The organism is Streptomyces rectiviolaceus (assembly GCF_039533825.1).
In the GTDB taxonomy this organism is placed as follows: Bacteria; Actinomycetota; Actinomycetes; order Streptomycetales; family Streptomycetaceae; genus Streptomyces; species Streptomyces rectiviolaceus.
This window is the reverse complement of the sequence record NZ_BAAAUG010000172.1, coordinates 53,737-65,056: the sequence shown is the minus strand read 5'-3', so window position 1 is coordinate 65,056 and position 11,320 is coordinate 53,737. Positions and strand designations below refer to the sequence as shown.

9 protein-coding genes and 1 pseudogene are annotated in these 11,320 nt (G+C 71.6%); 5 read left to right on the top strand and 5 right to left on the bottom strand.

Features of this window, described 5'->3' with window-relative positions; all coding sequences use genetic code 11:
• On the top strand, positions 1 to 1,536 hold a 1,536-nt coding region (locus ABD378_RS37410), incomplete at its 5' end, for a LuxR C-terminal-related transcriptional regulator (RefSeq protein WP_344528646.1).
• A 32-nt stretch (positions 1,537 to 1,568) separates the two neighbouring features.
• On the opposite strand, the gene ABD378_RS37405 is transcribed toward ABD378_RS37410, so the two are convergent.
• On the bottom strand, positions 1,569 to 2,279 hold the full coding sequence (locus tag ABD378_RS37405) for a TetR/AcrR family transcriptional regulator (RefSeq protein ID WP_344528645.1): 711 nt from the start codon (positions 2,277 to 2,279) through the stop codon (positions 1,569 to 1,571).
• Between the two features lie 63 nt (positions 2,280 to 2,342).
• Between ABD378_RS37405 and ABD378_RS37400 the strand changes: the two genes are divergently transcribed.
• Both ABD378_RS37400 and ABD378_RS37395 read left to right on the top strand, forming a co-directional pair.
• A complete protein-coding gene (locus ABD378_RS37400; RefSeq protein ID WP_344528644.1) occupies positions 2,343 to 3,281 on the top strand; it encodes an ATP-binding cassette domain-containing protein in 939 nt (312 codons plus the stop codon).
• A gap of 116 nt (positions 3,282 to 3,397) precedes the next feature.
• Positions 3,398 to 4,180, top strand: a complete 783-nt coding sequence (locus tag ABD378_RS37395; RefSeq protein WP_344528643.1) for an ABC transporter permease — start codon at positions 3,398 to 3,400, stop codon at positions 4,178 to 4,180.
• Between the two features lie 30 nt (positions 4,181 to 4,210).
• Here ABD378_RS37395 and ABD378_RS37390 read toward each other — a convergent pair whose 3' ends face one another.
• The 4 genes and pseudogenes from ABD378_RS37390 to ABD378_RS37375 form a co-directional block, all read right to left on the bottom strand.
• On the bottom strand, positions 4,211 to 5,938 hold the full coding sequence (locus tag ABD378_RS37390; RefSeq protein WP_344528642.1) for an amidohydrolase: 1,728 nt from the start codon (positions 5,936 to 5,938) through the stop codon (positions 4,211 to 4,213).
• 202 nt (positions 5,939 to 6,140) lie between these two features.
• Complete coding sequence (locus ABD378_RS37385) at positions 6,141 to 6,407, bottom strand: hypothetical protein (protein ID WP_160504136.1); 267 nt, start codon at positions 6,405 to 6,407, stop codon at positions 6,141 to 6,143.
• A 116-nt stretch (positions 6,408 to 6,523) separates the two neighbouring features.
• Positions 6,524 to 7,342: an anti-sigma factor gene (locus ABD378_RS37380; RefSeq protein WP_425583945.1), complete on the bottom strand. Its 819-nt coding sequence runs from the start codon at positions 7,340 to 7,342 to the stop codon at positions 6,524 to 6,526.
• Positions 7,339 to 7,902, bottom strand: a pseudogene (locus tag ABD378_RS37375) (sigma-70 family RNA polymerase sigma factor); the annotation flags it as partial. The gene ABD378_RS37380 and the pseudogene ABD378_RS37375, both read right to left, overlap by 4 nt.
• 212 nt (positions 7,903 to 8,114) lie before the next feature.
• Between ABD378_RS37375 and ABD378_RS37370 the strand changes: the two are divergent.
• On the top strand, positions 8,115 to 9,674 hold the full coding sequence (locus ABD378_RS37370) for a DUF4331 domain-containing protein (protein ID WP_344528641.1): 1,560 nt from the start codon (positions 8,115 to 8,117) through the stop codon (positions 9,672 to 9,674).
• Between the two features lie 91 nt (positions 9,675 to 9,765).
• A complete protein-coding gene (locus ABD378_RS37365; protein WP_344528640.1) occupies positions 9,766 to 11,097 on the top strand; it encodes a tetratricopeptide repeat protein in 1,332 nt (443 codons plus the stop codon).
• The last annotated feature ends 223 nt before the right edge of the window (positions 11,098 to 11,320 follow it).

Below are 11,320 nucleotides of genomic sequence, written 5' to 3'. Positions count from 1 at the left end.
CTCGCCGCTTCGGCCGCGGCGGACGCGGGCCAGAACGAACGCGCCGCCGAACTGGCCCTGCGCGCCGCCCCGCACCTGACCGACCCGGCCGTCCTCGCGCAGCTCGCGCAGGTGCGCGCCGCCGTCGCTCGCGAGCAGGGCCGCCTCGACGCCTCGTACTCCGTACTCCTGGACACGGCCGCCGAGATCGCCCCGCACACGCCGGAGACGGCGGCGTTCATGGCGTACGAGGCGATGACCGCCGCCTGGCTCTCCGGGCACCGGCAGTCGATCGACGAGATCAGCCGCCGCCTCGCCGGACTCGATCTCAAGACTCCCCCGGACGCTCTGCCCTATCTGCCCGCCGCCGAGGGGCTCGCCCGGCTCGCGGCGGGTGACCCGGGCAGCGGACTCCCGCCGCTGCGTGCGCTGTTCGAGAGCCTGCGGGCCGAGCGCCACGACCGCGGGCACACCCTGCGCGAACGTGTCTCGATCGCCTCCTGGTTCTCACCGCTCGGCGATCTCGAGACCGGCAACGACCTCGCCGCCGAGCTGGACCGCGAGTGCCGCGAGCAGGGCGCGCTCGGTCCGCTGCCGCTTGTGCTCCTCATGCGCACCCGCGCGCGGATCTTCCTGGGCCGCCACAGCTGCGCCCTGACGGGCGCCGCCGAGGGCCTGCGGATCGCGCAGGACACCGGACAGCCGCACTATGCGGGGCAGTTGTCGGGCGTCCTCGCCTATCTCGCGGCGCTCGACGGCGACGAGGACCGCTGCCGCGAGCTCGCCGCCAAGGGCGATCTGCGGCAGGTCTTGCCGGGCCAGGTGTGGGGCGGCATCGCGGTCGCCATGCTGGAACTGGGACTCGGCCGCTACGAATCCGCCCTTCGCGCGTACGAGGACGTCGCCGCGAGCCCATCCGGCCACACGATCGTCGTCCTGTACTGCGTGCCGGACCGGGTCGAGGCCGCCGTGCGGACCGGACAGGCCGATTCCGTGCGGGAGTCGGCGCAGGCTTTCGCCGAGTGGGCCGCACACACGGGGGCGGCCTGGGCGGGTGCGCTCGCCGCCCGCTGCCGTGCGCTGCTCGCCCCGGATGCCGAGGCGGGACCGGCGTACGAGGAGGCGCTCGCGCTGCACCTCGACGACGGCCGCCCGTTCGAACGGGCCCGCACGGAGCTGCTCTTCGGTGAGTGGCTGCGCCGCGCGGGCCGCAGGAGCGAGGCCCGTACGCCGCTGCGCTCGGCCCTCGACACCTTCGAGCTGCTGGCGGCGCCGCCGTGGGCCGAGCGGGCGCGCGCCGAGCTGCGGGCCACCGGCGAGAGCCGGGCGCGGCACTCCGGAGACGCGGCGCCCCTGGAACGGCTCACCCCGCAGGAGCGGCAGGTCGTACGGCTCGCGGCGACCGGCATGACCAACCGGGACATCGGCGCCCAGCTGTTCCTTTCGCCGCGCACGGTGGGCTACCACCTCTACAACGCCTATCCGAAGCTGGGCGTCGCATCGCGCGGCGAGCTGGCCCGGCTCGAGTTGCGGGACCAAGAGGAGGCCCCGGCGTAGCCACGGCGGCGTAGCCACGGCGGCGAGGCCGCTCAGGCGAACGAGTCCAGGAGCCGGTTCAGCATCCGGTCGAAGAGCTCGTCCGCGTTCCCCGGCGCGGGCCCCTCCGTGAGCGCCGCCGCGAGCTGCGGATAGGCCCCACCGGCGACCTGCCCTGCCAGATACGCGAACCGCACCTGCTGCTCCTGCTCCTCCGACCACGGCAGTGACCGGGCGCGCTCCGCCATGGCGAACTCGTTGACGACGTACGTCATGACCGAGCCGTTGACCATCCCGATGAGTTCCATCTTGGTGCCGTAGGGCGCGTCGAGCCCCTCCAGGGCGCCGAGGCAGTGCTCCAGGTACCGCAGGGCGTTCGGGCTGAAGCCGTAGAGCGTCGACATGATCCGCGGCAGCCATGGGTGGCGCCGCATGATCTCGCGTGTCTGGCGGCCGAGCGCCATCATCTCGGCGCGCCAGCCGGAGCCGGGCGGTCCCCCGGGCAGCTCGTACTCGCCGCTGACCGCGTCGACCATCAGCTCGTACAGGTCTTCTTTGCGCGGTACGTAGTTGTAGAGCGACATGGTGCCGCAGCCGAGCTCGGCCGCGACCCTTCGCATGGATGCCGCGTCGATGCCGTCCGCGTCGGCGATGCGGACGGCCGCCGCCGCGATGTCCGCCCTGCTGTACGCGGGCTTCGGGCCACGGCCCGCACGCTCGGGGCGCGCCCAGATCACTTCCGGTTCGGCCGCTCGGCCCGCCATTGATCATCACCTCGCTCACCATGTTAGTTACGTACAGCGTACGTAGTGAGGTACCGTACGGACATGACTTCTACGTACGCTGTACTTAGTGAAGGTCTGGAGAAGCGCTTCGGGGAGGTCCACGCCCTGCGAGGACTCGATCTCGCCGTTCCCGAGGGCACTGTCTGCGGGCTGCTCGGGCCCAACGGGGCGGGCAAGACGACCGCAGTGCGGCTGCTCACCACGCTCCAGACACCGGATGCCGGGAAGGCGCTCGTCGCGGGGCACGACGTGGTGCGGGAGGCCGCCGCGGTGCGGCGGCTGATCGGGGTGACCGGGCAGTACGCCTCCGTGGACGGGGATCTGACCGGGCGGGAGAATCTGCGGCTCTTCGCCCGGCTGCTGCGGGCTCCGCGGGCGCGGGGTGAGGAGTTGCTGGAGCAGTTCGGCCTTGCGGACGCCGCCGACCGGCCCGCTCGCACCTACTCCGGGGGCATGCGGCGGCGGCTCGACCTCGCGGCGAGTCTTCTGGTGCGGCCCAAGGTGCTCTTCCTCGATGAGCCGACCACCGGGCTCGACCCGCACAGCCGGGGCGGCATCTGGGACTCCGTGCGGGAGTTGGCCGCCGAGGGGACGACCGTGCTGCTGACCACGCAGTATCTGGAGGAGGCGGATCAGCTTGCGGATGAGGTCGTCCTGATCGACGGGGGGCGTGCGGCGCATCGCGGTACGCCCGCGGCTTTGAAGGCACAGATCGGGAGTTACGTGGAGGTCGTCCTGCCGCGGGACACGGCGGAGCAGGCGCTGTCCGCCGCCGCGGTCGTCCTTGACCAGCTCACCGGGGCGGAGCCGGTCCTCGACGCCGAGCGGCGCACTGCCGGGGTCGTCGCCCTCGACATGGACCTCACGCTGCCGCGGGTCGTTCGCGAACTGGACGCGGCCGGGGTGCCTGTCGTGGACGCGACGCTGCGGGCGCCGACTCTGGACGAGGTCTTTCTGCGGCTTGTCTCCCGCGTCTCCTAGACCGCCGCTTCGCGACGGATTTTTCCCGCCCACCCACCCGATTACCCCGCAGCCTTGGACGCGATTGGCCCGCAGCCCGGGGCCGGTGAGTGGCATTCAATTCATGGAGGTTTCCCTTGAGCGCCATCCTCTACGACGGCACCGCCGTCCTCGGTCGGCATCTGCAGCGCATCAAGCACGCGCCCGCCATCCTCGTCATGACGCAGACGATGCCCATCGTCTTCCTGCTCTTCTTCGGCTACGTCTTCGGCAGCGCCCTCGCCATGCCCGGCGCCGACTACCGCGCCTTCCTCGTCCCTGGCATGCTCGTCGCGACCGCCGCCAACGGCATCATGACCGGCATGTTCACCGCCGCCCAGGACTCCCACCGGGGCGTCATGGACCGGTTCCGTACGATGCCCATGAGCCGATCCGCGGTGCCGCTCGGGCAGGCAGTCGCCGATCTGCTGACCACCGCCGTGGGGCTCGTGCCGCTGATGCTCGTCGGGCTCGCGATGGGGTGGCGGATCGAGGGCGGGCCGCTCCAAGCCCTGGGCGCCTTCGGCCTGTTGCTGCTCTTCCGGTTCGCGACGACCTGGGTCGGCATCCTGCTCGGGCTCGTCTCGCGGAGCGAGGAGGCGGCGGGGCAGCTGGGCGGCGCGACGTTCATGCTGCCGCTGCTCTCGAACGCGTACATCCCCGCCGACGGGCTCCCCGGATGGCTGCGCACCGTCGCCGAGTGGAACCCGATCAGCGCGGTGGCCACGGCGGTGCGTGACCTGTGCGGCAACGCGCCCGTGCCCGCGGACGCCGCCTGGCCTGTGGCGCATCCCGTGGCCGGGGCGATCCTCTGGTCGCTGGCTCTGCTCGCGGTGTGCGTGCCGCTCGCCGTCCGCCGGTACGCGCGCGGGGGACGGTGAGCGGGCTGTCGCGCTCTCCTTCGGGGCGGGCTACTTCTGGGGTTCGAGTTCCGGTCCCAGCGAGGAGAACTTCTCCTGGGACACGACCCGCTTCGGCGGCCACGTGATGTTCGACGGCGGCCACTTCTGGCCCGTCTTCTTCAGGAACCACGCCGGGGGCTCGTACATCGGCGGCTCATAGCCGTCCGGCAGCGCGGTCTTCCAACTCACGCCCTTCGTACGCTCCTTGAACTCGTCCTTGACCGCCTTCAGGCGCTCGGGCTGCGTGATCAGGTCGACCGCCGTCGCCGCCAGATACTTCGCGGCGGCGATCACCGCGGCCTGGCCGGGTGCCGCCGCCGCGCAGGCGGCGGTGGACCAGGTGTGCATCTTGGTGCCGATGGGGGCGAGCGCGGCGCCCATCGAGACGGTGGGGACGTTCCAGCTGATGTCGGCGACGTCCGTCGAGCCGCCGCCCATGAACACCGGGTTGGGCGGCGTCAGTTCACCGACCTTGTCGTGCATGCCCTTCTGAGGCAGACCGAGGGACTCCTGGAGCTCCTTGGCCAACTCATGGGCCTCGGAGGTGAATCGGGGCGGGCCTATCTCCCGCATGTTCGCGTGCAGGAGTTCGGCGAAGGCCTTGGCCGGGAGCTGGTTCCAGCAGGCCGATGTGACGCGGTGGCGGACGGTCGTCTGTGACGCCTTCGCGGCCGCCTCGGCGACCGCGATCACCTTGTCCAGGAGGACCTTGACGCGAGCGGGACTGCCCTCGCGTACGTAGTACGAGATCTCGGCGATCTCCGCGGTGACGTTCGGGATGTCGCCGCCATTGTTGATCACCCAGTGCAGGCGGCCGCTCGGCGCGAGGTTCTCCTCGCGCAGGAACTCCGACATCGTCGCCATCATCACGGCGGCGTCGAGCGCGGACTTGTTGCCGAGCGGGGTGCCGCCGTGCCCGGCCACGCCGAGGAAGGTGAAGGTGACGGCGGTCATCGCGGTGCTGCTGCCCCAGCCCGTCGCGTTGGCCGTCGACGGGTGCCAGTCCAGGAACGCGTCGAGACCGTCGTACACACCCTTGCTGACGGCGTACGTCTTGCCGATCAGCATCTCCTCGGCCGTGGAGCCGAAGAACTTCACGGTGACGGGGAGCCTGTGCTTCTTGGCGGCCTGCGCGACGGCCGCCGCCGCCGCTGCGGCTGCCGTGCCGAGCGCGCTGTGGCCGCAGCCGTGGCCGGGGCCATAGCTGGGGGCGAAGGGGTCGTGGACGTACTCGCGCGGATCGTGGTGGCCCACGCCCTTGTTCTGCGAGAGGCCGGGCAGCGCGTCGTACTCGCCGCTGAAGCCGAGGACGGGGCCGCCATTGCCGTGCGTGAACGTCGCGGTGAACGCCGTCGGGAAGCCCGCGGTGCCGAACTTGACGTCGAATCCGGCCCGTTCGAGGAAATCGGCCTCGGCGATGGAGGACTTCCACTCGCGCAGGGACAGCTCGGCGTTGTCCCAGATCTCGGCGTTCAGGCCGGTGATCCGGTCGTCGTGGGAAGTGATCCAGTCGAGCGCCGCGCGCTTGGCGGGGGTGTCGGCCGCGAGGCCTTCGGGGGGTTCGTAGGCGGCGGGGCTGTCGTCGGCGCCGGCCGCCATCGCCGGGTCCGCGTCGGCGGTCATGACACCGGCGGTGACACCGGCCGCGCCGAGGAGCTGCATGATGTGGCGGCGACTCAGGGGCGGGCCGCTCGCGGGGAGTACCTCATGCTCATGCTGATCGTGCAGGTCACACACGCGCGCACCTCCGGGGGGTGAGGTTGGGTGTATCGGCCAAACAATCAGCCACATTGGCGGCGGAAAGTTGCGGCGTCAACAGGTGCGCATGACACGGGTGTTACGAGAGGGACGTGATGGGTGACGTGTTCAGTAAGGGAGGGGGCGGGTGGGTGGGAGCAATCCGCCGCTGAGCGGCGGCCGAACCCCCGACCACCCGTGGTCAGCGACCCCCAAAGAGCGACCGCCGCAGCCTGCGCAAGGGAGCGAAGAGAGAGACCCTCCGCACACGCGCACCCCGGCCACTGTGGTCATGCGCACCCCGTGAGGTCAGCTCACGCATCAGCAGCGTCGCTTCCGCCGTCTCACGCTGCGGAACGGCGGGACCGCCCAGCACTGCGAGATGGCGGTCGAGACGCGAGCTTGTCGCGCTGCTCCCGCAGGTGATCGCAGGGACACGCGCCCTGCTGCGCACCGTTATCTGTTCCATGTCACTCCCCACCCGTACGAGGGCACCCGGCCCAGGGCAGGTTAACCCTATCGCCCCGCCACGACACTCGTGTATCCCGGTCACAGGATTCACCTACCCCGTAAGGAGGTTGACGATTACTCTCCGAATCCAACTGATTCCAGGGCGAGTTGGACAAGAGGGGCAGAAGTGGGCCGCTCTGAGCCCCCGTCGGGTTCGGTGGTCACGGCCAGTGACCTCGCGGACGCACTCAGACCTGTGGCGATCAACGGCGTTTCGCCGTCGATCAGGCCCAGGGAACGGGGCGCCGACGCGGTCCGCAGCGCCCACAGTTGGTGTACCCGGCCCCGGGGCGGCGCCCCGAGCCCGGTGACGGTGACCACGGCGCGCCGCCTGGACTCCGACGCGACGACGTTGATTCCACGCCCCCACGCGTTCCTCTCCGTACTCGCGCGGGCGTCCGGAGCGGCCAGAACGTGGGCGATCTCACGTGCGTCGGCGCGCTCCCGGTCGAGTCGGTCGTCGGAACGGATCAGCTGGACGGCGAGGATCGCGGACGCGGCCACCGCGAGCGCAGTGAACGCGGCGAACGCGGCAGCGGGCACAAGGAGCGCGCGGGTGCGTGGGGGCGCGCTCGGAGTGACGGGCGCCCGCGGGGGCGGCTCCTGCTCCGTCGTGCGTACGGCGGACAGCACCCGTTCGCGCAGGGCGGGCGGCGCAGGCGTCGCCGCCGCACCCGCCAGACGTGCCGTGCCCTCACCCAGCTCCCTGGTCTCCGCCCGGCAGCGCGCGCAACGGCCCAGATGCCGCTCGAAGCGGCGCAGTTCGCGCTGCTCCAGAGCGTCCAGGGCGTAGGGGACGGCCAGGGAGTGGACGGGCCGACGGGGCCACAGCCGCCCCGCACCGGCCCGGCCGGAGTCCCTGCCCATGTCGCGCTTCATGCCGCCGCGCTTCATGTCGCGCCTCCCGTGGCGGCGCCCAGGCAGTCGCGCAGCCGCAGCAGCCCGTCCCGCATCCGCGTCTTGACGGTGCCGAGCGGGACGGACAGGCGCCGGGCCACTTCGCGATATGTGTACCCGTCGTAGTAGGCGAGGGTGACGGCCTGGCGCTGGAGATCGGTCAGGCGCCGCAGGCAGCGGCGCACCCATTCACGCTCAAGGCTCTCCTCGACCGCCTCGACGACCTGGTCGAACGCGGGGCCTTCGCCGCGCTCGGCCACGCGCCGCTCGCGGTCGCCGGCCGCGCGGACGCTGCGCACCCGGTCCACCGCCCTGCGGTGCGCGAGCGTCAGGATCCAGGAGAGGGCGCTGCCGCGCGCCGGATCGAAGCGTACGGCCGTCCGCCAGAGTTCGAGCAGCACCTCCTGGACCACTTCCTCGGACTGCGCCGGATCACGGAGCACCCGGCGGACCAGTCCGTAGACCGGTCCGGAGACCAGGCCGTACAGCTTCTCGAACGCCTGGTGGTCCCCTCGGGCGATCAGAGGCAACAGCTCGTCGGCCTCCATGCGCGTCCCCCTCCCCCTCTGCCCGGCCCTGGCGGCTCACTTCCTCCGGGGCCGGGTGGCTCATTGCCGGTCGCCCGGGATTCGGGGCGAGAGAAGGCACCGGATTGGGCCGGATGGGAAATGAGGCCAATCCGCTGGGCGCTCCGCCCCGAATGGCATTCGTCAGGCGGCTTGCGCGCACCGCGCGCCGGGTCGCGCGAGCAACAGTGAGGACGGACGCGATGACAGCTATCGCCAAGAGCCGAGCGGGGCGTCGCAGCAAGCGGGGCCTCGCCGCGCTCGTGTGTGGCGCGCTGGCCGCCGGGGGGCTCGCAGCCGCCGGCGTGACGGCACTGGAGCCGGAGGCGGCCGACGCCTCCAGCCACCGGGAGGCCCCGCTGATCTCGGGGCAGCCTCAGTACGACACCACGGACGTGTACGCGTTCGTGAGCCCGGACAAGCCCGACTCCACGACGATCGTGGCGAACTGGCTGCCCTTCGAGGAGCCCGCGGGCGGCCCCAACTTCTATCCCTTCGCCGATGACGCCCAGTACGACGTCCACATAGACAGCGACGGGGACGCGCAGGGCGACCTCCTCTACCGGTGGACGTTCGACACGAAGACCAAGAACGGCGACACGTTCCTCTACAACACCGGGCCCGTGACGAGCCTCGACGATCCGGACCTGAACGTGACGCAGACGTACGACCTGGAGCTGATCAAGCTCAAGGACCAGAAGGTCGTCTCGACCACGAAGGTCGCCGACGACGTACCCGCGGCGCCGTCGCACGTCGGCAAGGCGTCCATGCCGAACTACAAGAAGCTGCGTGATCAGGCCGTGCGGCAGGTCAAGGGCGGGGGCTCGACGTTCGCGGGGCAGGCCGACGACCCGTTCTTCCTGGATCTGCGGGTGTTCGACCTGCTGTACGGCGGCGATCTCTCGGAGGTCGGCAACGACACCCTCAAGGGCTACAACGTGAACTCCCTCGCCCTTCAGGTGCCGACCGCCCAGATACGGCAGTCGGAGAAGCAGCCCACCGTGGGCATCTGGTCGACGACCCAGCGCAAGAACGCGAACGGCAAGTGGTCCCAGGTCTCGCGACTCGGCAATCCGCTGGTCAACGAGCTGGTCGTGCCGCAGAAGGACAAGGACAAGTTCAACGCGTCCTCGCCCTGGAACGACGCGGACTTCCTGAAGTACGTGACCAAGCCCGAGCTGCCGAAGCTCCTGGAGAAGATCTACAAGCTGAAGGCGCCCGCCGAGCCGCGCGACGATCTCGTGTCGGTGTTCCTGACGGGCGTGAAGGACCTCAACCAGCCGCCCGGCGTCCGGCCCGCCGAGGCGTTGCGGCTCAACACGTCCGTCAAGCCCGCGGCTTCGCCCAAGCGGCTCGGGGTGCTCGACGGCGACAACGCCGGGTTCCCGAACGGGCGGCGGCTCGCGGACGACGTCGTGGACATCGAACTGCAGGCCGTCGAGGGCGAACTCACCGGCAACAAGAACGACTTGGGCGACGCGGTGAACGTCAACGACCAGAAGTTCGGCGGGAGCTTCCCGTACGTGGCGCTGCCCACGTCCGGGTCCCGGGGACCGCTGGTCAAGGGTGGCGGCTCCGATGCCAGCTCGGCGCGTGACGCGCTCAACGGCGGGGCCGTGCCCGGGCGTTCGGGGTCCGGCGGTGGCGATGTCACCGACTCCGTGCTGATCGCGTCCGGGGGCGCGGGGGTGGCCGGTGTGCTCCTTGTCGGGCTCGGGCTTGCGTGGTGGCGCAGGCGTGGTTCCACCGGGGTTGCGGGCTGAGCCTTCCCCCCCTATGACCGGCGCGGCCCTCACTCATCCCCCTGCGGGCCGCGCCGTACCTCCTCTTGCGGAAACTATGGAAGGTCCAGTGATGGCATTACCTCGTCCTGCCGGTCGGTCTGTGGTGGCCGCCGTCGCTCTTGCGCTCGCGATCACCGGGGGTGCCGTCGTGGTCGGCGGTGAGGGTGGGTCGGGTCGGCCGCCGCCGTCGTCGTCCGTCGCCGTGGCGCCGGGCGCGCTGCGGGGTGCTGATCTCGATCGTGGCGTCGAGGCGCTGCAGTCCCATCTGCGGGACCAGCCGCGGGACTCCGGGGCGTGGGCCTCGCTGGGGACGGCCTATGTCGAGCAGGCCCGCACCCGGGGTGACCCGTCGCGGTACCGCGAGGCCGAGCGAGCTCTCGACCGGTCCCTGGAGCTTCGGCCCCGCAACGACGCGGGGCTCGCGGGCCGGGCTGCGCTGGCTGCCGCCCGCCACGACTTCACCGGAGCGCTGCGTCACGCGGAGGCCGCGCTGGAGGTGAACCCCTACAGCGAGGGTGCGTTGGCCTCGCGGATCGATGCGCTGGTCGAGCTCGGGCGGTACGGGGCGGCGGCGCGGGCCGCGGATGTGGCCGATGCCCGGCGGCCCGGGGTGCCGGTGTTCACGCGGTACGCGTATGTGCGGGAGCTGCGGGGCGATGTGGCGGGGGCCCGGCGGGCACTTTCGCAGGCTGTGGGCTCAGGCTCGGGCTCGGGTTCGGGCTCGGACTCGGGATCGGGCTCGGGCTCCAGTGGTGGGGATGTCGCTTATGTCACCACCGCTCTGGGGCAACTCGCCTGGCGGCAGGGCCAGTACGGGGAGGCGCTGAAGCAGTGCGGGAGGGCGTTGCGGGCCGACGTCACCTATCTCCCGGCCATGGAGTGCAAGGCGCGGGCGTGGGCCGGGCAGGGCAAGACGGGGCAGGCGATACGGACGCTGCGGGACGTGGTGGCGCGGGCGCCGCTGCCGGGGCCGTCGGTCGCGTTGGGCGAGCTGTACGAGGCGCGGGGTGAGCGGGGGGACGCGGCGAGGGCCCGGGAGCAGTACGCGTTGGTGTCCGCGTGGGTGTCTCTGGCTCGGGCGAACGGCGTGAACGCGGACCTGGACGCGGCGGTCGCGTTGACGGATCACGGGACCCGGGATGAGCGGAAGTCGGCGTTGCGGGCGGCGAGGGCGGAGTGGGGGCGTCGGCAGACGGTCCATACGGCGGATGCGCTGGCCTGGGCACTGCACGTCGCCGGCCGCTCCGCGGAGGCCCTGCCGTATGCGCGGCGCGCCACGGCTACGGGGTTTCGCGAGGCGTCGTTCATGTATCACCGGGGTGTGATCGAGGGGGTGGCGGGTGATGCGGGGGCGGCTCGGCGCTGGATGGCGGCGGCGCGGGATCTGGGGGCAGTGTCATGAGGCCGCGGTCGCTTTCACTGCGCCCTATGGGCGGGGCCGTACGGGTATACCCGTCCTCGCCATCGTCCGGCGGCCGCGGGGCTGCTGCCTTACCGCGATGCCCCCTGACGAGCGCGGCCAACTGCGGATGCGCGGGCCCTCCGGCGCCGGTCCGGCTTGGAGGCGGGGCGGTACCGCCATGCCCCCTCACGCGCGCGGCCAACTGCGGGTGCACGGGTCCTCC